20 protein-coding genes and 7 pseudogenes are annotated in these 23563 nt (G+C 36.2%); 6 read left to right on the forward strand and 21 right to left on the reverse strand.

The window, feature by feature from the left end; translation table 11 throughout:
• Window position 1: 1 nt before the first annotated feature.
• The 8 genes and pseudogenes from wVul_RS03825 to wVul_RS03860 all read right to left on the reverse strand — a co-directional run.
• Window positions 2-466 (reverse strand): phage baseplate assembly protein V, encoded by a 465-nt coding sequence (locus wVul_RS03825; RefSeq protein WP_047759247.1) that lies wholly within the window; start codon window positions 464-466, stop codon window positions 2-4.
• The gene (locus wVul_RS03830; RefSeq protein WP_047759248.1) at window positions 453-929 is read right to left on the reverse strand and encodes a hypothetical protein; all 477 of its coding nucleotides are present in this window, start codon (window positions 927-929) and stop codon (window positions 453-455) included. Before wVul_RS03830 ends, wVul_RS03825 begins: the two co-directional genes overlap by 14 nt.
• Window positions 926-1401: pseudogene (locus tag wVul_RS03835) on the reverse strand (phage tail protein). Before wVul_RS03835 ends, wVul_RS03830 begins: the two are co-directional and overlap by 4 nt.
• Before the next feature lie 42 nt (window positions 1402-1443).
• Window positions 1444-1749 carry a head-tail joining protein gene (locus wVul_RS03840; RefSeq protein WP_047759249.1) on the reverse strand — a complete coding sequence of 102 codons (306 nt, stop codon included), beginning with the start codon at window positions 1747-1749 and terminating at the stop codon, window positions 1444-1446.
• 145 nt (window positions 1750-1894) lie between these two features.
• A complete protein-coding gene (locus wVul_RS03845; protein ID WP_047759180.1) occupies window positions 1895-3946 on the reverse strand; it encodes a recombinase family protein in 2052 nt (683 codons plus the stop codon).
• Window positions 3947-4307: 361 nt separating this feature from the next.
• Window positions 4308-5309, reverse strand: coding sequence for a major capsid protein (locus wVul_RS03850; RefSeq protein WP_047759250.1), 1002 nt, complete (start codon window positions 5307-5309; stop codon window positions 4308-4310).
• 24 nt (window positions 5310-5333) lie between these two features.
• Window positions 5334-5705, reverse strand: coding sequence for a head decoration protein (locus wVul_RS03855; protein WP_047759251.1), 372 nt, complete (start codon window positions 5703-5705; stop codon window positions 5334-5336).
• Between the two features lie 197 nt (window positions 5706-5902).
• A pseudogene (locus tag wVul_RS03860) lies at window positions 5903-6292 on the reverse strand (S49 family peptidase); the annotation flags it as partial.
• A 79-nt stretch (window positions 6293-6371) separates the two neighbouring features.
• Between wVul_RS03860 and tnpC the strand changes: the two are divergent.
• Window positions 6372-7742, forward strand: a complete 1371-nt coding sequence (tnpC, locus tag wVul_RS03865; protein ID WP_047759252.1) for an IS66 family transposase — start codon at window positions 6372-6374, stop codon at window positions 7740-7742.
• A gap of 10 nt (window positions 7743-7752) precedes the next feature.
• On the opposite strand, the pseudogene wVul_RS03870 reads toward tnpC, so the two are convergent.
• From wVul_RS03870 to wVul_RS03910, 9 genes and pseudogenes are all read right to left on the reverse strand, one after another.
• Window positions 7753-8457 (reverse strand): annotated as a pseudogene (locus wVul_RS03870) (S49 family peptidase); the annotation flags it as partial.
• Complete coding sequence (locus tag wVul_RS03875; protein WP_047759253.1) at window positions 8454-9887, reverse strand: phage portal protein; 1434 nt, start codon at window positions 9885-9887, stop codon at window positions 8454-8456. The pseudogene wVul_RS03870 and the gene wVul_RS03875, both read right to left, overlap by 4 nt.
• Before the next feature lie 70 nt (window positions 9888-9957).
• On the reverse strand, window positions 9958-10368 hold the full coding sequence (locus wVul_RS08650) for a type II toxin-antitoxin system RelE family toxin (RefSeq protein WP_153295524.1): 411 nt from the start codon (window positions 10366-10368) through the stop codon (window positions 9958-9960).
• A gap of 1 nt (window position 10369) precedes the next feature.
• Window positions 10370-10594: a gpW family head-tail joining protein gene (locus wVul_RS03885; protein ID WP_047759254.1), complete on the reverse strand. Its 225-nt coding sequence runs from the start codon at window positions 10592-10594 to the stop codon at window positions 10370-10372.
• A gap of 3 nt (window positions 10595-10597) precedes the next feature.
• Complete coding sequence (locus wVul_RS03890; protein ID WP_047759255.1) at window positions 10598-12418, reverse strand: phage terminase large subunit family protein; 1821 nt, start codon at window positions 12416-12418, stop codon at window positions 10598-10600.
• Window positions 12415-13882: pseudogene (locus wVul_RS03895) on the reverse strand (ankyrin repeat domain-containing protein). Before wVul_RS03895 ends, wVul_RS03890 begins: the two are co-directional and overlap by 4 nt.
• A 19-nt stretch (window positions 13883-13901) precedes the next feature.
• The gene (locus wVul_RS03900; protein WP_047759256.1) at window positions 13902-14381 is read right to left on the reverse strand and encodes a hypothetical protein; all 480 of its coding nucleotides are present in this window, start codon (window positions 14379-14381) and stop codon (window positions 13902-13904) included.
• Window positions 14382-14388: 7 nt separating this feature from the next.
• A complete protein-coding gene (locus tag wVul_RS03905; RefSeq protein WP_047759257.1) occupies window positions 14389-15603 on the reverse strand; it encodes a DNA modification methylase in 1215 nt (404 codons plus the stop codon).
• 109 nt (window positions 15604-15712) lie between these two features.
• Window positions 15713-16168 (reverse strand): crossover junction endodeoxyribonuclease RuvC, encoded by a 456-nt coding sequence (locus tag wVul_RS03910; protein ID WP_047759258.1) that lies wholly within the window; start codon window positions 16166-16168, stop codon window positions 15713-15715.
• A 659-nt stretch (window positions 16169-16827) separates the two neighbouring features.
• Here wVul_RS03910 and wVul_RS10490 point away from each other — a divergent pair.
• The 5 genes and pseudogenes from wVul_RS10490 (at window position 16828) to wVul_RS03930 (ending at window position 20545) form a co-directional block, all read left to right on the forward strand.
• Window positions 16828-17109 (forward strand): hypothetical protein, encoded by a 282-nt coding sequence (locus wVul_RS10490; RefSeq protein WP_238580394.1) that lies wholly within the window; start codon window positions 16828-16830, stop codon window positions 17107-17109.
• Entirely contained in the window at window positions 17051-17230 is a 180-nt protein-coding gene (gene rhuM, locus wVul_RS10495) for a RhuM family protein (RefSeq protein WP_255351239.1), read from the forward strand. Before wVul_RS10490 ends, rhuM (wVul_RS10495) begins: the two co-directional genes overlap by 59 nt.
• Window positions 17227-17822 (forward strand): annotated as a pseudogene (gene rhuM / locus wVul_RS10500) (RhuM family protein). Before rhuM (wVul_RS10495) ends, rhuM (wVul_RS10500) begins: the two are co-directional and overlap by 4 nt.
• Before the next feature lie 168 nt (window positions 17823-17990).
• Window positions 17991-19259 carry an IS4-like element ISWpi18 family transposase gene (locus tag wVul_RS08655; RefSeq protein WP_076611312.1) on the forward strand — a complete coding sequence of 423 codons (1269 nt, stop codon included), beginning with the start codon at window positions 17991-17993 and terminating at the stop codon, window positions 19257-19259.
• Window positions 19260-19342: 83 nt separating this feature from the next.
• Window positions 19343-20545 (forward strand): annotated as a pseudogene (locus wVul_RS03930) (IS256 family transposase).
• Between the two features lie 214 nt (window positions 20546-20759).
• Here wVul_RS03930 and wVul_RS03935 read toward each other — a convergent pair.
• From wVul_RS03935 to wVul_RS03955, 4 genes and pseudogenes are all read right to left on the reverse strand, one after another.
• Window positions 20760-21260, reverse strand: a complete 501-nt coding sequence (locus wVul_RS03935) for a reverse transcriptase domain-containing protein (RefSeq protein WP_202966475.1) — start codon at window positions 21258-21260, stop codon at window positions 20760-20762.
• Between the two features lie 384 nt (window positions 21261-21644).
• Window positions 21645-22750 (reverse strand): IS3-like element ISWpi17 family transposase gene (locus tag wVul_RS08660; protein ID WP_153295427.1). Its coding sequence is split into 2 segments (ribosomal slippage): window positions 21645-22477 and window positions 22477-22750, totalling 1107 coding nucleotides; the frame shifts between segments, so codons are not numbered across the junction.
• Window positions 22751-22815: 65 nt separating this feature from the next.
• A complete protein-coding gene (locus wVul_RS03950) occupies window positions 22816-22974 on the reverse strand; it encodes a hypothetical protein (protein WP_153295526.1) in 159 nt (52 codons plus the stop codon).
• Window positions 22975-23037: 63 nt separating this feature from the next.
• Window positions 23038-23202: pseudogene (locus wVul_RS03955) on the reverse strand (helix-turn-helix domain-containing protein); the annotation flags it as partial.
• Window positions 23203-23563 lie beyond the last annotated feature (361 nt).

The following is a 23563-nucleotide window of genomic DNA, read 5'->3' on the forward strand; positions in this document are numbered from 1 at the left end:
GTCAATTTAAATCTATTCTACTTCCTTTCAGTTTTATTCCACTTTTTGTCATTTCTATACTCGCTTCTCCAGCCTTCAGTGTTATTTTGTCTACTACTTCAATCTCTAAATGATGTTTATCTTTATCGTATGACAACTTTGTTCCATCTTGAAATGTTAAGCTACTCACCTCTTTTTTATTCTCTGGAGCAGAGTACTTTTGTTGATATATTCCAAGAAGTACTACTCCTAAAGATAATTCTCCCAGCGGGGAAAGTATAACTACTTGCTCATCAATATCTGGAGGAGACCAATCTCTATCTTTTCCTGCTTTACTTGTTATCCACGGTAAATAATCTGTTAAAAATTCTCCTATTTTCACTCTTACTTTTGCTTTTTCATAATCTACTTCTTTTACAACTCCTATACGAATGATATTCGCTAATTCTCTACTTAGCTCTGAAATCGCAAAACTATGATCCAACATGTACGTTACCTATCTCTATAATATACGGTTTAATTCCAGTTTCTGACCACACTGACTCACCAATATGTATCTCATGAACCCAATCAACTACCCAAACAAGATATGCATCTAATTCTGGCCTAAATCCTTCAATTTCCGCAGAGAGAAATTCAGCAGGAAAAATATTTTCCACGTTCCAAGTATTTTTATTTACTACTCTCGCAACCTCAGCAGCTAATGTTCTAACAACTACCGAGGAATCCTCTACTGTTCCATCAACTACAATCCTCGCTTCAAATCTTGCTTTCAGCGCTAATTCTTCTGTTCCAGGATCATGTCCTTTTTCAAATCCGCTAAGTTCCACAAACACCGCTGGCGCTACTAATTCTTTTCTTATCGATGGATAAATTTCACATGTTTGTATTGCTGGTATTTCTTTCTTCAGTGTGGTGCAAATTGCATTATGCAAATCTTTAAAATTCATACACTTCCTGTAATATAACTTAATTCACGTTCAAAAAATTTTGTAAATACTTTCTCAACCTCATAATTAACAATATTATCCTTGAAGCCTCTGGTTCCAGTGGTAGTTTTACTTCCTTTATTGGCAATGCTGCTCTTCCTTCACGTTTAAAAATACCGCTATTTCCTTTTGGCATAACTGCTGCAAATCCTCCTATAAACTCATGCTTTCCTACTTTCGATCCTCTTCTTGTTTTTTGTATTTTGCCAATTGTCGATGCTCTAATGTCGTAGAGATTTGCTCTAATTAACACTTCTAATCTGCTTGTTCTTGCCTTAAAGATTCGCAGCCTTTTTCTCATTACCGTTAATTTTATCTTCTTTTCCTCACTGATTTCCTTAGCTGCTTTTGCTTTTAACCATAGTGCTGTTTTGTTTAATGCCCTCTCCGTCGCTTTTTCCACTTTTTTCCTTTCAGCATCTATACTTTGCATAACCTTCTCAATGCTATCGCTAACCTCAACGTTGATACGCATTCACACCCCCGACGCTTGAATTTTCCATACCATTCCTGAATTGTCTTGCAGCGGTGAAGAATGTACTTTATATTTACGATCATCAATAACAAAAATATCTCCCACCATTGGCTTCAATACATCAAAAACGCTTACCTCAAGAAAAAGCATCTCCCCCACAAATTGTCCTTCACCAATTCCATATAATTTATCTGGCTGTTGCTTCAATATTTGTACCATGTATGCCTTATCCTTTGATTCATACAACGCTTGCTCCCCAAGATGTGCAAAACAATCTGCAAATAATCTTTCTATTTTTCCTTGCATATTTTACCTTTATGCACTAATCTCTACATGCACGCTAAGAAGGGGCATATTGGTAGAGCAGTCCTCATGCCTCACCACTTTTGTAGTTGCTCTACCAGTATTGTTATGTTGCAACGACTTTTACTGATCGTTCATATTGATGCTCCTATAAAAAATTTATGATGTTGAGTTTACCATTTTTAAAATCTATTAACATTCTAATAGTTTCTGATTTATCCTCAAATAAATATTTGCAATTAGCTTTACTAGTATCTTTTTGTATTTTAATTTTACCGTTATTAATTCTATCATAAAGCCAATGCCTAGAAACTTTAAGGATTTTTGCAACTTGCGAAATAGTAAGGTAGCCAGGTACTTCAATGGGAAGTGGATGATACTTTTTTTGAGAAATATTATTTTTTAATCGAATCCTTTCTACTGTACTTTTTAAAACAGTGTTCTTCTTGGGAGAGCGATATCCTTGTTTTTCCAGGTACTGAGCAATTTCTATATCTGTTTTGTCATCTTTGCTTAGCTTTACTATAAGTTGTTCCATTTCTGTTGCGTTGGTTAATTCACGAAAAGAATTCACTGAAATAGGAATCTGAAAAGTGGTAGTTTCTCCACCATGCCATACAATACGTATTTGTAAGCAATCACGTTTAATTCGGTGCGCTACTACCTTGTCAATTATGCAACGGAGAAAAGATTTTTGTTGTTGATGTGACAGAACTGGTTTATACCAAATTTCAGGTAATTTCCTACCTATATCTAGAAATACCTCTTTCAGTTCCTCAGATAATTGAGGAGTAGGTTTTTTTGGATGTTGACGTTCAAATATAACCTCCGCATCCTTAAGGTCACTCAATGCTTGTTCCCAACGCTTTTCAAGTTCTGCAGCTACAAGACGATTATCAGGATCAACTTGATTAAATTGTCGTTCTGCCAGCTTAGCTTGATATCTTAAGCGTTCTAATTGTTGCAAACGTACTTTATTAATTGCTTGTTCAGATTGTAACTGTGAATCAATAGCTTTGGTATAAGCATCCAACTCAATTTGACTAAGTGCTTCAAAAAATTTAGGAACTACTTCATTGTCAATAGCATCAGCAGGTAAACTTTGACATATAGGTTCAAGACCATGTTTGTACGAGTGATTACATATATATTGGTTTCCTTTTTTGTACTTCACTATCATTTTGTATCCACATTCTCCACAATAGATTATTCCATGCAATAACAAGGCTCCTTTTCTAGGTATTCCGCGTGTTTTTCCATGCATATATTCTGGATAATTATCTTTTAGCATTGTCTGAATTTTTATAAAACTTTCCCAATCTATATAAGCTGGATATTTATCTTTTACCAAAACTTTCCATTTTTCTATTGGCAATCTTTTTGTCGTTTTTTCAGCAGAGGATAGTTTGTAATTTGTGGTACGACGACCATAAACAAATGCTCCAGCATAAGCTGGATTCTTAAGTATCGAGAGAATTGCACACCTCTTCGGTTTTTCCCATTGTAGTTCTTTTAAATAGCTATACCTAGGAATAGTAAGTTGATGATCATGAAAATATCTTAGAACCTTTCCTGCTGATCGTTTTTCTAAAAAAGTTTTAAAAATAAGCTCAATATGATGCTGAACTTCAAGATTAGGATCCTTATGTATTGAACCGTCTGGATAACGAACAAGGCCAGCTGGAAGAGTTAAGGCTAAATCACCTCGTGTTGCTTTATTCAATAATCCAGCATTTAGTCGAGCTCTTATAGTAGATAACTCTACTTCAGCAAGTTGCCCTTTTATACCCAGTAACAATCGACCATTAATACTACCAGGATCATAGATACCATCCCTATCAGCTATTAAACACTGTTTATAGCCACATATATCCAGTAACGGATACCAGTCAGAGCAATTCCGTGATAAACGGGTTACATCATAAGAAAGTATGATCCCTACTTGTCCTAAAGTAACTTTAGTAACAACTTCTTTAAACCCTTCACGCTTTTCAATATTAGTACCAGTTATACCAAGATCAGTATCAATTATGATAACCTTATCAGCTTTCCAACCAAGATCAATTGCCCTTTGCTTCAACGCATACTGTAGTTCTAGACTCTCTTGATTGCTTAATATTTGATGAGGTGTTGATTGTCTTATATAAATTATTGCTTCGCGTGCTAAGTGTTGTACTGTGATTAGCTCTGACGTGCTCATGAATAACCTCTTGAGATATTAACAATATATTTTCTAAGACTTCCAATTTAGAACTTTGTGACATTCGCTGCCACAGTTGATATGGTTTACATGGCATAGTAATTTATACTCCTTTGCTAAAGAAACAAATTCATATAATGATTCATATGTTAGCTTACTAACGATAAAATCTTCCCTATCAACTAAATTGGTAGCAGAAAACGGAATACTTAAAATGATATCATTACGGTAAGTAACCAATATATTGCTACCACAATGGACCCTTGAGGCTATGGTAAAAGTTCTACCAAACAGTGGATGAGTTGGGTCTGTAACTGTAATCTTGTCAGTTAATATTTTTACTTCATTGTTGAGGGGGGTATTAAGATAATATCTTGACTAATGTCCCTGGACGATGGCACATTGGTAAAGGATTTGACTGAGTATGTAAATCGGTCCCTCTATCAAATCTTCTTGGCTCTTGTTTTGCATATAATGGCTGACCAAGCGTATTCACTGTCTCATTAAAGTCTGCTGGTGCAAAATATGTCGTAAACGTACTTGCTGTTCCTAGTGGAAAACAGTGTCCTGTATCTCTTTCTATAAATCTTCTTACGGTTCCTTCAGGATCAGTTGCTTGTCCTCTATACTCCTCAAACGTTATTCCACAGAACGTAAATCCTGATCTCATATCATTTCGAAGTGCTGCTCCTTCTTGCCATCTCTCATATGCTTCTTTCACTTTAGTATGAGAAGTAAGTGCATCAAAAAACTCAGGGCTTACCAAAGCATGAACTCCAGTCATATATTCACCACTTAAGTTATCCTCAATATGTCTCAATACTTCCAGACATTTTCGTTTTACATCAGTTGTTGCTGTTCCTAGCGCAAAATTTACTACTTTTGGTGTGATTTCAAATTCGTTGTACAGATTTAATAATTCACTGCCATCTGCGTCCAGAATAATCCCTTTCAGCGCTCCCATTCGCAAATGCTCCAACGTTATTGCATGTTTATTTCTCATTAGCTGCAAATGGTCAGTTATTACATCCGCCAGCGCTTTAAGTTCACTTTCTGATCCAAATGCTCTTATTCCCTGTACTTCCTCTGGTAAAACTACATCATCATGGGGAATATGTGGAATTGTGAATGTTCTTATTTTCCGTTTTCCTCGTTTTCCCACTGTTGCTGGTGCTCCTGGGGATTGTGTTGGTAATAAACTGAGAACTCCTTGGTGTTCTTCTATTGTAATATGACGAAATCTTACCGACCTACTTGGAAATAAATTTAAATTTTCTGTACGTCCATAATTTATCGGCAATATGTTTATCGCATTTGTTAGTGCCGTCATACTAAATGCTGGATTTGTAAATGGATTTTGCATTTTTTTCTCCCTTTTTAATTTAAGTTAAACTCCCTTGCGGATAATGATTCCTCGTGCTTCAAGTTGCTTTATTGCTGCAGCTTTCTGCTCTTCAGTGATATTTGCTGGCCACACCACTGCATGATCTGCTAACATTGCTATACGTGTAATGATTACTGCTTTGGTGGTTTCCGTTGCATTTACATCACTTGTTATTACACCTATAGCTGTTTGCGTTCCATCCGTAGCTGCTGGATTAAGTATCCTAATAAAACCATCGTCTGTCTTCTTGGCAACTACTGCACCAAGCTTAATATTTTGACCTTTTGCTACTGTTATTTGGTCTCTTGAATATAGACTTGATGCCTCATATTTCAGAAGATCACCTAAGTTATTTGCTTCAGTTATACTTGTCATTTTTGCTCCTTTTTTTCTTTAATTTTATCGCCATGTTTGATACGCGGCGGTAAAAGATTTATAATAATTTTGGCTACTTGTTTACCGCTGTGTTTATAGCTGTTATACGCCGCGGTAAAAGATCTGTAATTGCCTATTCTGGCGGACTTTGGTCACTTATTTACTGCGGCGTTTGTAATTGCTGATACCTAAATTTCTCAAATGCCAGATTGCGCTCGAGTTCTTGCTACCTGCATCATCAAGTCTTCTGGTGTATTTTGCGGTATTGTACTCAGTATCTCTGTCTTCTTCGTTCTCTCCGCCAGTATCGACATTAATATCTCTTGGGCTTGTTTTGCATTTACATTCTGCTCAATAAATTCTCCTATTTTCTCTGGCATCTTTGATAAATTACATAATCTTATTACCTCTAATACTTCCTTGCGGCAGCTCTCATACCCAAAACATCTTCCTTGTTCAATTAGATTGTCAATATCTATTGCTTGTATCTCAGTTTTAGTCATATTACTCCTATAATTGTCAATAAATTCTGAAAATGTCGTAATTCCATCAGCAAGTCCTATCTCTATTGCTTTCTCGCCAAAATATGTATCCGTTCAGGAGAGTGGCAGAATAAGGTAGACAAGGTAATCTAAAAAGATAACCATAGAGCAAAAGTGAGGTAATGTGGTAAACCTTTTAGAACTTTGCAAAAATTTACAGCAAAAAATAGAAAGGCTGGAAAGAGAGAATGAAAATTTAAAAGCAGAAAACAAGGCTTTAAAGATAGAGAACGCTGAATTAAAGGAAAGGCTCGGTTTAAATTCAAAAAACTCATCTCTGCCTAGCTCAAAAGAGCTATACAAAATAAAAAAGGACAAACCAAAAAGCGAAAGGAATGTTGGCGGTCAGGTTGGGCACAATGGCAATTATCGCGCTAAAATGAACGCAGATGAAGTGGTAAAAGTAGAGTTGTCATCTACTTGCGAATGTGGAGGGGAGATCGCAATATACAAGAAACCGTACATTCACCAAAAAGTTGATCTTCCGGAAATCAAGCCTTATGTAGTGGAATATCAGCTGGAGCAAGGTCGTTGCCGGAGATGCGGGAAAAGGAGAAGCAGTAAGTTACCAGAAGGTGTTACGTCAGATACATTTGGACCAAGGGTTAAGTCAATAATTGCAGCGTTCAGCGGGTTTTACAAAAATTCAAAACGCGAAATAGCGAGTGTCGTAAATGATATCTTCAATTTGAACATAAGCGTCGGTAGCATATCAAATAGTGAACATAGAGTTGCTTCAAAATGCAAAAAAATGTATGAGCAGATCGAACAAGAAGTAAGTACAAGCAAAATTCTTCATATCGATGAAACCAGCCATTACAATAAGGGTAAGCTTGGTTGGTGCTGGATGTTTGCAAGCAATGCGGCAAGTTTTGTAAAATTTACAGAGTCAAGAGGAATGAAGGTTTTACAAAGTAGTAAGTTCTGCAATCGCAATAGCTTAGTAGTAACTGACAGATATGCAGCATACAACTACTTTGCCGATAAAAACAGGCAAATCTGCTGGGCACATTTATCAAGAGATTTTGAAAGGTTAGTGCATAGTTGGAACATCGAAGTCAAAGTTCTGGGCTGTTACTTAAGAAACGTAGCTACTGAATTATTTGCACTGAAAAAAGCTTTACTAAAAAGTGAAATAGACGTTTTAAGATTTACTAGACGTGCCAGAAAGTTGCGAAAACGTACAAGGTATTACTTGAAGGAGATATTCCACTTACCTGAAGCAATAGGAGCTTCTCGAGTTGCAAAAAATATTTTGAAATCTGAAAGAATGATGTGGAATTTTTTGAATGATTCAGAAAACATTCCATTGACAAATAATCATGCTGAACAACAGATACGACACTATGTCGTTTACCGTAAAAATTCATATTTTACCCAATCACAGCGAGGAAACACATTCCTTGAGAGGATAATTTCATTATACTTAACTTGGAAACAAAGGGAGTTAAACCCTTTTCACAATCTTCTATCTATCGTTTCTCACACCGCTTAGCTGAACAGATACCAAAATATAGCCCTGCTTCGGTTGATTTGATTCTTTCCATGGACAAATTTCGGTTTCTTGCTATTAGCTGGACAAACATCTCATATAGGCGATTTACCTCTCCTTGCAAGCTTTCCAGACTTTCAGACGTTATCGGCTCATGCGGATTTAAATCGTTTTTTCTCTTTCCTGCAAATACTGTGGTATATTTTATTCCTTGTTTTTCATCAAACTCACTTTGGTCTATATGGCTTGCTATTACTCCTATGCTTCCTATACCTGAAGTCCGGCTTATATATACCTTTTCAGCACTTGACGCTATCGCATACGCCGCAGAATATGCATCATCATTCGCTATTGCTATTATTTCTTTTTCTCCTCTCGCTTTGTAGATAAAGTCGGAAAGGTCGAATAAACCGTTTACTTCACCTCCTGGACTATCTATATCCAGTACTATTGTTTCTACTTCTTCATCCACTAAAGCTCGTTTCAACTGTTCTTCGATTTGTTCATATGATGTCATTCCTAGTATATCATCGAAGATTTCCGATTTTTTTGTCAAAATTCCATGTGTTGGTATAACTTTTATTCCTTTTTCACTATTTTTTATTGCATGTTTTACATTTTTAAATATAGGCTGTTTTCCCGCATGTAACGATAGTAACTCAAAACTTCTTGCTTCTATCATCATCGGCTTATTCAACCAGATCATTTGTGTTGTCATATTATTTCAGAATTAGAATTAAAGTTGTTGCTGACGTCGGAGTCAAAATGTAGACCTAATTCACTAGCACGCCTTTGATCTTCTGCAATTTCTTGGTCTATTTCTTCTATATCGTAACCCAGCTCTGATACCACCTCTGACCTGCTCTTAAACCCATTTCTTACCGCCATTTGCTGTGCTTGCTGATCTTTCAGCGGGTCTACCCAATCAAACCCTTGCGCTATCCATTTTACCTCTTTTGCCCCTTTTTTTGTCCATTCTTCTCCTATATCGAGTTCTCCTGAGAGTAGGGCTAATTCTAACCACCTATCCCATACTGGACGGCAAAATTGAAATACTACCACGTTATGCTGTAACATCGCGCACCTCCTACGAAACTCTATTAACCCTGCTCTTATCGATGAATAATTAACCCCGGTAAGATCTCCTGTTAGCTGCTCATACGTTATCCCTGTGCCTACTGCTATTGCCCTGAGCTGCTGTTTCATAAATGCTTCATAACTTCCTCCAACATCAGATGGTTCCGAAAATTTTATATCTTCTCCTGGGTCTAAAAGTTGCATTGTTCCAGGTTCAAGACCAGATAGTGCTACCCCTTGTTCATTACTCTCTCCTTCTCCCATGATGTTTGCTTCAGGATCAAGTCTCGTAATAAACCCTGCAAACATCGCTGCTGTCTTCTTTCTCACTAATTCCGCATCGTCATATTGATCAAGTTCGTAGAGCTTTAACAGTACTGTAGAAAGCCATGGTACTCCTCGAATCTGCCCTGGTCTAAGTGGTTTATAAATATGTAAAACATCGTTTGCTGGCACTCTCACTGATTCGCCAAACGAGCCTTCACCAGGGTGCTCTCGAAAAAGGTAATACGCTTCTCTTTGCCCAAGCCTGTTAAACTCAATGCCGTTTCTGATTACATTACCGTTGGCAAGGGTTTGATTGCTCTTATTGTCTAAATGCTCTGATTCAAGTACTTGCAGTTGCAACGGTACACAAAGACCATCTTCTCGTTTTCTCGTTCTCAGCCGTACAAAACATTCCCCTCCCTCTATCATGCTCCTACAGACCAAAGCTTGTAACCCATAAAAATCATTTATCCCACTGCTGTCTGCTTCATCTGTCCATCTCAGCCATAATTCTTGCACTTTTTTCCGAAACTCTGCATCTTTCGCCTTTGACTGCGGCTTTATTCCTGTTCCAACAGAGTTACTTACTATCGTATCGATGATGTTTGCTGCATAGGAGTTCTTTCTTACCATGTCTCGAGATCGACTTCGTAAAGTTTCAAGACTATACGAGAGTAAGCTATTTATACTTCCTGTCTCTGGTTGAAAGTGAAAAAATCTTCTTCCAGATCCTCCTGCATCCCACGCTGAACCTTTAGGCTTTGGTGGTTTGCGGAATAATTGTTTGAATGACTTTAGTAACATTTAGACACCTTAACAGACAGATAATGTTTTAAAAAACAGCTTGCTGACTTTATGCAACTGCACAAAACTCTTAATCCTTCTTTGATTTACCACGTAATGGTATGCCAGCTTTCAGCGGATCAGTTGTAAGTTTTTCATCTATAATTTTTTTTATTTTTGATCTTATCGTTGGTGGTATATCTGGAAAATCTTTTTCAAGAACATTTTTTGAATAGGCAATTTTGTACTTTTGTTTACCTTCATCATCTTCAGTGATTTCCTCAGATAACCAGTCTACATCCTCCCCTCTAATCAACTCTGCACCTTCAACATCTCGTTCTGCAATCATTTTTGACAATTCTATGTCTTCCTCTAGCGCTTCCGTTGCTAGATGCACTAAAATCTCTGCTACAGTCTTGTTGTCAATTTCTGCTATATCTTTGAGATATTTCGCTAATTCACCTTCAAAGCTCACGTTAACATTTAGTTGATTTTCAGCCATTTTACTTGACCCCTTTATCTGTTGAAATCACAATCCTGCGCTTCGGCTTTACACCTACAACTTTTAACTCAGCTTTAATTCGTTGTCTTAAATCCAATAGATCTTTTATCTGCACTTCTCCATACCTAACCACATGATCACCATATGCAATCGATACTACTCTTTCGCCACTTTGAAGCTTCTTTATTGCTTGTTCAACTTGAATTAGATAATCTTCGTTATACATTTACTACTCGCTGATCCATTTGCTTTTGACTATTTTCTTTGATTTTTTACTTTCCATTTTTCCACTCAAACTATTCCATTTACTCTCTGGCCAACGATCGATTCCAAGTGCAATAGATGCTGCTCTCGCATAAATCCTGCAATCTAGTACTTCATTTCGGTCTCTTATCTTCTGCCACTCTTGCTTGGTGTATCCTTTTACTACCTTGGTAATTAGTTGTTCTGCAGTAAGTTGCTTAAAATATTCAGGTGGATACTCTGGAAAATGACAATATCCCGGCGCCCCTTCTGTTAAAACATTAAGTAGCTGAAAAAGCTCGGACTTCAATATCGATACCCCAACTGGCCACAGCTTCATTCCTCTCCGTAACTTCTTACCACCAACTGTTACATCAACTCTACTTGGGCTGTTAAGCGGCACTAGCGCTTTGTTTGCTCCTTTTACTGCCATTACTCTCCCAGAGCCTTGGTGACTCCTTACCCAGTTATAAACCTCTTGCGTTGCATATCCAGCATCTACCGCCATCATGCTTATCATGTATTCAAGTCCATTTTCACCGATAAAATGATGATTCAAAAGCTCTGAAAGTCTTTCCCATACTTCTCCACCTCCTGTATCACCTTCAAATACCTGGTAATCTATTGACCAGCTTTCACGACCCATACCCCATGCCACTACTTCTACTTCTAACCGATCTTTTTGGACATCTACTCCTGCTGTCAATATCACTTTGCCTTTCGGAACCGTACCTATCGGAAAATTTTCTCGACGCTCAAATAGTTGCTTCCAGTCTGGTACTTCTCCTTTGTCTACCCAGGTTTCTCCGAGTGTTGTATTTATCCAAACTTTCAGTAATTGCTCATTTTCCTTTGCATGGAGAAAATCTTCCACTGCTTGAGTCCAGCTATACCACCCAACTGGGCTATACAAACTAGATAAATGAAACCCTATTTTTGCCCCTTCTTTTGCCCCTTCACCTGTAGCTCTCCATTCACCTCTAGCTAGCATCTCTGTTTTTTGATGATTTTCTATCTTTTCACCACATTCTATACATATATAGTGTGCTGTATTTGGATTTTTATCTTCCCATTTAATTTGTGACCATTTTAGAACTTGATAGTAATTACAATGCGGACATGGAACAAAAAAATATCTCTTATCTGTTGCTTCAAATTCTTTTTCAATTCTGCTTATTCCATGAATCGTTGGCGTTGATACTAAAAAAATCTTTCGCCGTGCAAATGTATTGGTACGAGCTATGCTGAGTAAAACTGGATCTCCTTCTCCTCCTGAATCTCCTGGATAGGCATCAATCTCATCAAGAAAGAGATATTTTACTGGCATAGAACGAAGTCCTACACTGCTATTTGCTCCAGTTATTACTACTATTCCACCTGGAAATTCCTTACTTTGTACAGTATTTCCTGAGTCTCTTGACCTTGGGTCTTTTACTTTACTTTTTAAACATGGCGTACTCTCTATTAACGGCGCAAATCTTCCTTTTGACCAACGTTTTCCCATTTCAACTGTTGGCTGTACTACTAGCATTGGACCTGGTGTTTGATCTATGATGTAGCCTATCCAATTGTTACCAGCTTCTGTTCCTCCAATCTGTGCTCCTTTCATGAATACTACTTTCTCCGCTGACGAAGATGGAGATAGCGAATCCATGACTTCTTTTAAATAAGGAGTTCTTTCCGTTCTCCATTTACCTGGCTCTGATGCTGCAGTTGGTGCTAAAACTCGATACTTATTCGCCCACTCTGATACTTTAAGCTGGGGATCTGGTCTTAAACCTTCAGAAAAAGCTCTGGCATATATCATTGTCTGCATATACTCATAATTTGTTCTATCTCAACATCATTAACAGTAGAACTACACTCTTCCAATTCCATAAACATCTTTTTCTGAAATTCCTTTTCTATATATCTTTTGCTCATCTCACTTGCGATTATTGCTATAACAAGTGCAAGTATTCCTGTTATTGTTGCAAAAATGATCGCACTGCTTATTGTTGTTGCTGTTAAACCTGTATATGCTGCCATTGCTACTGCGCTAACTGTAATACAGATGCAGATAATATTATTATGTTTTTTCATCCTTTTATCTGCTATTTCTCTCTGTGCTATATATTTATTATGAAGGGTTGGAAAATTAACAACGGTGTCTCTGCAGAGCAATGCCCCATTTTTTTCAGTAAATAAAACTTTAAGTAACTCCAAATTATTTGATTTGATTGCTAAGTGCAGAACAGGTGTATAGTTTGCTCCTTTTTTCAGCAATAACTTTACTACATGTAAATGCCCTTTTTCCGCAGCAAGGTAAATCGGAGAGTGACCTTTATTATTTAAAATATTAATATCGATTTCTTCTTTTAAGATTGCATCTACAACTCCTTTTTGTGCAGCTAAATGGAGTAGACTGTTCTTTTCAGGACCATACTTATTGTTCATCAAGATCTTCTTTATCTCAGGCTTAGCGTAATCAAATGGTGTCTTGCCACTATCGTCTTTTACCAGAGGATCTATATCTTCTCGCGTTAGTAAGACCTCTATGGTTTTAAGTCTTTCAGCGTAATGTAGTGGTGTTCTATTCTCGTAGTCTTGTAAATTGACTTGAGCATTAGGCTCCTTTATTAAGCATTTGAGGATATCCAAACACAAATCTCTTTCATCGTAATTAGTATTACTTACGGCTATATGAACAGGTGATAATTTCATCGAGTTTTGTCCTACACGTGCGCTATTTACATCTGCTCCTAGCTCCAGTAATAACTTTACTATCTCCAATTTTTTGTTGTTAACTGCATAGTGCATCGGTGTCTGATTTCGTGCATCAAAAACCTCGATTTCAGCATTTCCTTCTCTTATCAAAATCTTTACAACTTCTGCATGTCCTATTCCTGCTGCTAGATGTAATGGCGTATGATGCAAAGCATTTCGTACATTAACGTCAATACCTTTTCTGATCAAATATCTAACTGCATTAACTTCACCTATCATTGCAGCTAAATGAAGTAAGCTATCTTGTTCTGATCCGTACTTGTTATTAATTAGCGCTTGTAATATTTCTGCTTTTTTCCCTTCTTTGGCGTAATCAAGAGATGTTTTGCCTTCATTGTCCTCAACAAAAGGATTAATGTTCTTCTTCGTGAGTAATAAATCCACCATGCTTAAACTCTATAGCGCAATGTAGTGGTGTCTTTCCATTTAATCCTCTGACATTAACATCTAATCCAGGTTGATTAATGAGACACTTTATTAACTCCAAACTTAAGTTATCAGCCATTTTATATTCAAAATCTTTTTTATATTTGAAATTTAGTATTAGATAATTCTTGTAATGAGCTTGTAATCTCTTCAGTTAGCGTCTTATGAATCTTTTCAGTGTCACTCAGTGATGCAAGCAGTGCTGAAACCCTATTTGGAATATTAAGCAAATTATTACGTACAACTCTTGCTACATTAAATGCTTCGTTTTTTACTTCTTCTACTGCTACAAGTTCACCAATCTCAGCTTTTGCTTTTGCCTCCAATAATCTACCACGTTCCATTTCATTTTTTATTCTAGTTTTTAGCAACATCGTGGAAAGGTTACTTGTATTTTCTGGATTTTTCCTCCTCAGTGGCTGACTTGGATCTCTTATTGCTGCCACCGCTTCATTTGCCTGTTCTCTATTGATCAAACCATCCTCCAACTTAACTATTCCTTTCTTTACTAAATAACAGACATATTGCTTTGAAAATCCTTGTTCTTTTGCCCATTCTGTTTGCGTTATCTTTTCCACTTTTTTCTTACTGTTTTTCTTCTTGAATTTGTGAAAAGGTTTTACCAGTATCGGCTAGAATGGCATCTCTTCCGGTATATATTTGCCAACGTTTTATCGTTACATCTACAAACTTTGAATCTAACTCTATTGTCCTACAAATTCTTCCTGTTCTCTCGCATGCAATCAGTGTACTTCCAGAGCCGCTAAATGGATCAAGTACAGTATCCCCAGGTCTGCTGCTATTAACTATTGCTTTCTCCATTAGCTCTACTGGCTTCATCGTTGGATGTAGTGAGTTGTGTGTTGGCTTATCATAAAACCAGAGGTCACTTTGATTTCTTCCTCCATGCCACTCACGTTTATTGCCATTTTTCCAACCGTAGAGCATTGCTTCGTATTGTCTTTGATAATCAGACCTTCCTAGCGTAAAATGATTCTTTGCCCAAATAATAAAAGTTGACCATTTCCCCCCCGCTTCCTCAAATACTTTTTGCAACGTTGAAAACTCTGATGATGATGTACAGATATAAATCGCACCTTTGGTGTATGCTAAAATATTGGAACAGATGTCATAGAGAAAAAGTTCGTACTTTTCACCTTGATTATCATTTAATATTTTTTTATCTTCTCTCTCTTGACTACTACCATAATCAACGTTATATGGAGGATCACAAACGGTAATATCTGCCATTTTATCATCTAACAGCGCTTTATATGATTCAACTACAGAGCTATCACCACAATAGATTCGATGATCACCTAAAATCCATAAATCCCCTGGTTTTGTTACTTTTTTGTCATCAATAGCTAAGTCAGAAAGATCTTCTTTTTCACTATCTAAATCATCAAGGAAATGTTGAACTTTTTCTAATTCAAATCCTGTCATTTTTAGGTCAAACTGCAGATCTTCTAGCTCTTGAATTTCCACTTTTAAAAGCTCATCATCCCACTTTGCCCAATTAGCTGATTGATTTGCAAGTAATCGAAAAGCTTTAGTTTGTGGTTCATTTAGATTATCACTTAAGACCACTGGTATACTTTCCATACCAAGTTTTCTTGCTGCTTTAAGTCTTAAATGACCATCAACCACAGTGCCATCGCTTTTTGCAACTATTGGAATACGAAAGCCGAATTCCCTGATTGAAGCACACATTCTGTTTATTACGTCATCATTTTTACGTGGATTACGCTCATATTCGACCAGATTTTGAGTAGGATAGTAGTGGATTGCTAAATTCATATAATTACTGTACTAATTAAAAAGTTAATATTCAAAATATGTCTAACACTAGAAAAGGCCTGGGGTCTGACCCACCAAATCCGCCATTCTGGCTGAAAGGACCCACTTTTTATGGATTTTTCGTCTTATTAATATCTTTACTAACATAGAACATTAATGCCAAAGCATCGGCCTCATTATCATCTCTAGGTGAAAAACTTTTTTCACGTATCGCTTCAATAACTTCACTCTTACTTGCATTGCCTTTGCCTGCTATAAAGCGTTTGATAGTTTTAACATTAACACCTTGGTAGGGAATATTGTTCTCTTCACACCAAGCAGAGAGAACTGCGAGAAAACCGCCATAGCAATGCGCTGCATCAGTTCCTAGATGTCTTCTCACTTCCTCAAAATACACTGCAGAAATGTCTTTCAAAGAATTGAGCCAATTACGAAAATTCAAGAAGCACATGCCACCTCCACTGAAACGACTACCATGAAAACTTTCGCTTCCACTTTCAATTACTCCACCTGTTAAAATTGCCCAGCCCGTTTGCTTGCCGAGGTCTAGTGTTAGGATTGACATTATTTAAAATTACAAGTAGCACTAAATATTGTTTGGTTCCTGCAAAGCACACCAGCAATTCATAGGTTTTTGTAGTCCAACAATGAGAATTATGTGCTACTGCAGAAAGTTGTTTTCTTGTTATATATATTCACCAAAATTACGAAAACTGTTCAATTTTTTTTATTTGCAAAGTACAAAAATCGTATTAGACTTATATACAGGTTTGTTCTATAGTAGTAAGGTTATTGACAATGCCATTTAATTAAGTTTTAAAGGGTGTTATATGCGTTCTTTGGTGAAGTGCTGTTGTAATCATTACCCATAGAATCACATCTAGCTTTAAAACGAAGTTTTTATCTCATCTAAAAAAATATAAATTCTCAAGCTTACCAAATTTCCTTTCTACTAAATGTCTGTTTGTTAGTGGTAGGATTGACATTTTCTTGAAGCTCTCGTACTTAAAGCGCATCTACCTCGTTGAAACAATGCCCTTCTATTATATATATACCGGATTTCTTACTACTTTTTCCGGGATTTTCTAAAAAAAAGTTAAAATAATTTCAAAACTGCTTACCAGCTAAAGAATAAAGTAGATAGTTCTCTATTTTTAGAGTTTTACAGTTGCTTGTCTTTTTTACAAATAACCTATATGCTACTTGAAGTAAGGTAGAGTAGATATGATAATAAATGAAAACGAAATTTTATTATATACAACTCCAGATGGAGACGTGAGAATTGATGTTTTGTATCGAGATGAAAACATTTGGCTTACACAAAAAAGAATGGCGGAGTTGTTTGATGTTAATATTAGAACAATTAGTGAGCATTTACAGAACATATTTGCTAGTCAAGAGTTAGATAAAGATTCAGTTATCCGGATTTTCCGGAATACTGCTGAAGATGGTAAACAGTACCCTACACAATTTTATAATTTGGATAGCTATTGGTTATCGAGTTAATTCTAAAAAGGCTACATCTTTCAGAGTATGGGCTACAAAAATTTTGAGAGATTTCATCATCAAAGGATTTGCATTAGATAGCGAACGGCTAAAAAACGGCCCAAAGTTTGTACTTCAATGAATTACTTGAAAAAATCAGGAGTATCTGAACGTAGATTTTACCAGAAGATTACGGACATTTATGCTGAATGCTCTGCAGATTATGATCCAAATTCGGAAATAACAAAACAATTTTACGCAAAAGTACAGAATAAATTATATTGGGCGATTTATGGCTTGACTGCAGCAGAGCTAATATATTCTCGAGTTGACCACAAAAAACCAAATATGGGGCTAACTACATGGAAAGATGGTCCTGGCAACAAAATTCATAAGAGTGATGTGAGTACTGCAAAAAACTACTTGACTGAAAAAGAGTTGAGTGAACTAAATCATATTGTTTCCTAGATTATGCGGAACTTCAAGCAAGAAAGCATCGGCTAATGAAAATGCAGAATTGGGTTGAAAAGTTGGATGCATTTCTATTGTTCAATGATTATGAAGTGCTTAAAGATGCTGGTAAAGTTAGTGCTGAAGTTGCAAAAGCTCTAGCTGAAGGAGAATACGAAAAGTATAGAGTTATACAAGATAAATTACATGAATCTGACTTTGATGAATTAATTAAAGCAAGTAAAGAAAGTGAGAAAATAACTACAACAAAAACCAGCTTGTAGTTGAGCTATCTGTGTTTGACATCTTGTCTACCACCTTTTGTTTTAATTTCAAGGGGGGTGAAAAATTCACTGCCATTAAGTTAAGGGAAAGTGATGGACTGTATTGTAAAATCAGGTAAGATCCACAAATTAAAAGAAGTAATGACATGAGTAAAAAAAAGAATAATCATGTTTATAAAAAATAAATTGATGAGTTTAAACTTTATAAACGCACACAGAGCATCCTCAAAAGACTTCTCACGAAAAAGAAAGCTGCCCTTCATTAATGTATTTCTCCTGATTTTTAGAAAGAGTGTAAAGTCATTACAAGTAATGCTTAATGAGTTTGTTCTGCATACAAGAAAAGATTACACAATTACGGCAAGTGCATTTACTCAAGCAAGAAAGAAGCTAAAGCATACTGCGTTTTCAGAGTTAAATGATGATATAGTTTCCCTATACTACCAAGATCAGGAATTTAAAACCCACCATGGCTTCAGAGTACTTGCATTTGATGCTTCAATACTGATTCTGCCAAAGAGCGACAAAATAATAGGCGAGTTTGGCTCAAGAGCAGTATGGAATGGAATCCAGAGATTTGAAGACTATACAAGTGCAACCTTTGAAGTTTGCTACGATGTGCTAAATAATATTGCAATAAAATCTGTGCTAAGTAGAGGTGACAGCTATGAGGTTGATTTAGCGATCGGTATGCTTGAATCCATAAAATCAGACGATTTGTTAATCTGTGATAGAGGATACGTATCTTATCGATTTCTTGCTGAGCTTACAGGAAGGAAAATCAATTATATAATTCGCTGTCCAAGTTCGTCTTTCAATGAAATAAACGCTATGTTTAAGCCGGAAAGCCCATCTAGTATGGTGGTAGCACCTATTAAAGTAGCAAGACAGCTACGAAAGCTAGGATTACCTGATGAGATGAAATTCAGGTTAGTCAAAATAATACTTTCTTCTGGAGAAGTTGAAGTGTTAGTAACATCTCTGTTAGATGAGCAAAGTTTTACAGTCGAAGAGTTTGAGAGATTATATTACTTGCGCTGGGGAGTAGAAACATTTTTTTCTAGGCTGAAGGGAAGATTAAATTTAGAGAATTTCACAGGAAAAAGTATTGAAACTATCAAGCAGGATTTTTGGTCAACTATCTTCATCAGTAATCTAGAAAGTATCATGATAGAAGATGATGAAGAGACATTGAGCGCACAGAATAGTAAACTAAAAAAAAGCATCAATAAATCTGTCTCATTTAATGCGATTAAAAACTTAGCCTTTGATATTTTTTCTACAGAGTCAGACATAGACTGCATTATGGATCGACTATCACAGTTATTTTTGATGAACACTTTAGTGGTAAGAAAAGGGAGAAGAGTTGATCGTCATAAGATATCTGATATTCGTTCACTCAACTACCAGAAAAGAGCTAGAAAACATGTGTTTTAAATTCAAGATATCGGGAGTGTTAAATAAACTGTGTCAAACCAAGAAATAAAAATATAATTGATATAAAAAAACGGAGGTTTGACATGAGTCAAGTAAATAAAACTACCGGATTGGTAGATTATAAAGAATTAGAAACCTGTCGTCTATACGAGAAGGAAGACCGCTAACAGGAAGAGATGACACCGTTTATAAAAAAGCTGCTTGAGGCAAGTCTGGAAGGTGAAATAGAACACCACTTGTCTGGTGAAAGCGAAGAAAATAATCGAAGAAATGGGAAAAACTTTACGTACAAGTGCAGGCTCATTTGAATTGTTAACACCAAGAGATAGGGAGGGAAGCTTTGAACCTCAAGTAGTTAGAAAAAGACAAACAAGCCTACATCCCGAACTTGAAGCAAAGGTCTTAAGCACATTTGCCAGTGGTATGGAGATATAGCGTCACATGTTGAGGAAATTTATGATCACAAAATATCTGCAGCAGAAATATCAAGTATTACCGACAAATTGCTACCGATAATCAATGAATGGCGCAGTCGCCCACTGCAATCTGTATACCCGATAGTGTTCATGGATGGCATGTTTTTTAAGGTCAAGGAGGATGGGCATTGTGTAAGTAAATGTATGTACAATATATTGGGCATAGACCAAAATGGTAAAAAAGAAGTACTGGGCTTTTATTTAGCTGAAAGCGAAGGAGCTAACTTCTGGTTGGGTGTATTAAATGACCTAAAAGAGAGAGGTATAGAGGACATTCTGATAGCTTGTGTAGATGGACTAAAAAGCTTTCCTACAGCAATAAATAATGTGTTTCCTAATGCAGAAGTACAGCTATGTATAGTGCATCAGATAAGAAATTCATTGAAATATGTATCTAGCAAAGATGTGAAAGTTTTTATGAATGATTTGAAAAAAATATATCGTGCTACAAGTAAAGAAATTGCTGAAAATTATTTGCTTGAGCTGGAAGAAAAATGGGGCGAAAAGTATCCGTTAGTTGTAAAATCTTGGCAGAATAATTGGGAAAATTTGTCCAGTTATTTCAAGTATTCAGGTCCAGTTAGAAAGTTAATTTATACTACTAATCCTATTGAGGGGCTGCATAGGCAGATCAGAAAATTTACTAAGACCAAAGGCTCATTTACCAACACAAACGCCTTGTACAAACAGGTATATTGTGCTATAAAAAAAGTAGAGCAAAAATGGGTCATGGCTTTGCCTAATTGGGCATTAACTATTTCTCAGCTTGATATTTTCTTTCCTAACAGATTGAAAATTCAGTTGAGCTAAAAATGTGGTTTGACACAGTTTATTTAACACTCCCAAGATATCTTTTCAGTATCATTGCATTAGTACATTCTTTGCAAAATAACCTGCAATTATTACTTTTTTAAATAACTTGCACTTTTCAGACTCCCTTTTCTTAAAAATTCACCCTAGTATTTACCATAATTATCAATCGCTTCAAATTTTTTGTCCAATCTTAACTTCTCTTTCCCTTAACTTAATGGCAGTGGGTAATTACACCTCCCTGCGGCACTCCGCTGAGACGCTTTATCTTTGTTCCATCTTCAAGTTGCATATCTGCACTTAGCCATCTTTGTATGTATAAGATAACCCATTTATTTGTAGTGTGTTTTCTGACTGCTTTCATCAGTAGATTGTGGTCTATGTTATCGTACATTCCCTTGATATCAAACTCTATTAACCAATTTTGGTATCGCTTCCTGGTTTGTCCTATGGCATCTAATGCTGATTTATTTGGCCTATAACCATATGAATCTTCATCAAATGCCTTCTCAAGTTCTGGTTCTAAAACACTTCTTACAACTTCCTGTGCTATACGATCCGAGACAGTTGGTATTCCAAGTGTCCTTGTCCCTCCATCTGCCTTAGTTATATCACAAGCCTTCACTGCAGGTGGAAAATAACTACCGGATGATAGCCTATTCCATAGCTTGTAAAGGTTCTTGCTTAAGTCTTGATCAAACTTTTCAATTATCAATACCTGCTCCTCCTCTGTTTTCTTTAACTCTTTTATAAGCCAAAAACACTAGAGATTTTGGTATGTTAAAAGGCTTTGTTCTTTCAATCATTTTCATCCTCCTTCAAGTTGAATGATTTACTAAAATCAACTAGTTCAACCCCTTTGCTCCATGGTCATTACAACCACTTCTTCACTACTACGCGCCCCAGTGATTTGCATCGCTACTCTAAAGCTTGAGGATTAGCCTCTTGCTTATCTCGCTTTTCATCAAATCGACTGGTTCCTGCAGTTTATAGTGCACCCATTTGTCTAGACCATTTTTTTCAAAGTGATCCGATTTTTAAAATGAATATGTTGATAAATACGTCGACACACATTTAAAGTATTTATCAACATATTCATTTACTGTTTATGATAATAAAGATCAGCAGGAACTTTATAATGTAGAGTCTGATGTCGCCTTCTATAGTTATACCAAGCAACAAAATCATTTATTATAAGATTCAAATCTCTGATACTATTTGGTCTATAATAATATATAGCTTCTTGCTTTAAAGTTCTCCATAAGCGCTCAACAAATATATTGTCGAAGCAACGTCCTTTATGGTCCATACTGATTTTAATATTAGCACGCTCTAATTCCATAATAAAGTTGTAGCTAGTAAACTGCATCCCTTGATCACTATTAAAAATCTCAGGTTTACCTTGTTTTAGAGCTTCTTTGAGAGTATAAAGGCAAAATCCAGCATCGAGATATGGTGATAATGAATGAGCAATAATATAGCGACTATACAAGTCCATTATTGCCACAAAATAGACAAACTTACCTTCTACCATAATATATGTTATATCAGTAGCCCATACCTGATTAACTCTGCAAATAATCAAATCTTTGAGTAAATAAGGATATATTTTATGCTTTTTTTCTTTAATACTTGTATTACATCTTTTTCTACAATACAGCCCACTAATCTTCATTTTTTTCATAATTCTTAAGATTTTTTTGTGATTGACTACTACTCCACTCGCTATGATTTCAGCAGTAATTTTACGATATCCATAACGGCAATCAGAAGCCAATTGAATCAAATTTGCTACTTCACTTTCGTTATTAATTATAGGCCTATAATATAGGCTAGATCTGCAAATCCCCAATAAATCAGCCTGTTTCCTAATTGACAGATCAGAATCTTTTTCTATAAACCTTACTCTATCTTTTTTGCTTATTTCAGTAATTTTTTTTTCAAATAACTATTTTCCACTGTCAATTCTCCTATTACTTTATGTAAACTTTCTATTTCTTGCGCTAAGATTCTTTGTTTTCTCGCACTTTCACTTTCTTCAACAAATAGGTCTTTTAACCTTGCCAATACTCTATCACGCCAATCATATAGATTTGTTGATGGTATTTTATATTCACTACATATCTCAGATGTGCTTTTTTGATTTTTTATTGCTTCCAAAGCTATCTTTGCTTTTAACTCTGGTTCATATTTTTTTGTTGCCATACTTTTACCCCTTTACCTTCCTACTCGGATTAACCATTTTTTTTTGGTCTAGTTTATGGGGTGCATTATATTGCCTTATCGTTACCCTTCATGCTGTCTTCCATCATATGAAAAATGTCGACCTCTATGATATTGAAGATTTCGGAACTCAATACCTTCACTTTCGTTGTACCCTGCATTGTCCATTCCATTAGCTTTACTACGCTCGTTACCTTACGCAGCATAATGGTCTGTTCTAGGCTGCTGGCTAGACTTTGCCTAGGTTGACCAACTGTCTTCTAAACGCTTTTCTTGGCACACTCATATAATGCCTCTTCTCCTCCTGTTTCGTATAGTTCTTTGAATCGGTAAAATGTATCTCTCGAATATCCCATCACTTTACATGCCTGCGATACATTCCCTAATTGTTTTGCAAGTTCTCTAACTTTGGTTTTAATATTTTTTCTTCTCATATCTGACACTCCTTTATAATTTGTTTATATTTTTATCTTACTTTATTAGCCTGTCAGATTAAGTCTAGACTATTACATGTAAAGATTATCGGAGAGCCACGTGATATGGAAACAGTCATGCGTGGTTCGGAGAGGGGTTGTTGGAAAAGTGCTTAACAGTAACTCGTTGGCTACCTACTCTACTTTCCGTACAGTTCTGCAAGAGACTGGTTGGGGAAGTTCCACCGGTCTACTCTCCTCGTCATAAAGTGAATCAGCTTCACACGCCACCATTTTCGGTCTCTTTTAGCTATAAATATTAAGAAATTTACTAAGCAAAAAAAGGCAAAAGAATCCCCAGCCATTGTTTATTTTCAGTATC

This window comes from Wolbachia endosymbiont of Armadillidium vulgare str. wVulC, from assembly GCF_001027565.1.
GTDB lineage: Bacteria > Pseudomonadota > Alphaproteobacteria > Rickettsiales > Anaplasmataceae > Wolbachia.

Bases quoted from the DNA above. Each gene is read 5' to 3' on its own strand.
- wVul_RS03825 (WP_047759247.1), bottom strand. From the start codon at position 466: ATGTTGGATCATAGTTTTGCGATTTCAGAGCTAAGTAGAGAATTAGCG.
- wVul_RS03830 (WP_047759248.1), bottom strand. From the start codon at position 929: ATGAATTTTAAAGATTTGCATAATGCAATTTGCACCACACTGAAGAAA.
- wVul_RS03840 (WP_047759249.1), bottom strand. From the start codon at position 1,749: ATGCAAGGAAAAATAGAAAGATTATTTGCAGATTGTTTTGCACATCTT.
- wVul_RS03845 (WP_047759180.1), bottom strand. From the start codon at position 3,946: ATGAGCACGTCAGAGCTAATCACAGTACAACACTTAGCACGCGAAGCA.
- wVul_RS03850 (WP_047759250.1), bottom strand. From the start codon at position 5,309: ATGCAAAATCCATTTACAAATCCAGCATTTAGTATGACGGCACTAACA.
- wVul_RS03855 (WP_047759251.1), bottom strand. From the start codon at position 5,705: ATGACAAGTATAACTGAAGCAAATAACTTAGGTGATCTTCTGAAATAT.
- wVul_RS03875 (WP_047759253.1), bottom strand. From the start codon at position 9,887: ATGTTACTAAAGTCATTCAAACAATTATTCCGCAAACCACCAAAGCCT.
- wVul_RS08650 (WP_153295524.1), bottom strand. From the start codon at position 10,368: ATGGCTGAAAATCAACTAAATGTTAACGTGAGCTTTGAAGGTGAATTA.
- wVul_RS03885 (WP_047759254.1), bottom strand. From the start codon at position 10,594: ATGTATAACGAAGATTATCTAATTCAAGTTGAACAAGCAATAAAGAAG.
- wVul_RS03890 (WP_047759255.1), bottom strand. From the start codon at position 12,418: ATGATATATGCCAGAGCTTTTTCTGAAGGTTTAAGACCAGATCCCCAG.
- wVul_RS03905 (WP_047759257.1), bottom strand. From the start codon at position 15,603: ATGAATTTAGCAATCCACTACTATCCTACTCAAAATCTGGTCGAATAT.
- wVul_RS03910 (WP_047759258.1), bottom strand. From the start codon at position 16,168: ATGTCAATCCTAACACTAGACCTCGGCAAGCAAACGGGCTGGGCAATT.
- wVul_RS10490 (WP_238580394.1), top strand. From the start codon at position 16,828: ATGATAATAAATGAAAACGAAATTTTATTATATACAACTCCAGATGGA.
- rhuM (WP_255351239.1), top strand. From the start codon at position 17,051: ATGGTAAACAGTACCCTACACAATTTTATAATTTGGATAGCTATTGGT.
- wVul_RS08655 (WP_076611312.1), top strand. From the start codon at position 17,991: ATGTTTATAAAAAATAAATTGATGAGTTTAAACTTTATAAACGCACAC.
- wVul_RS03950 (WP_153295526.1), bottom strand. From the start codon at position 22,974: ATGCTGCGTAAGGTAACGAGCGTAGTAAAGCTAATGGAATGGACAATG.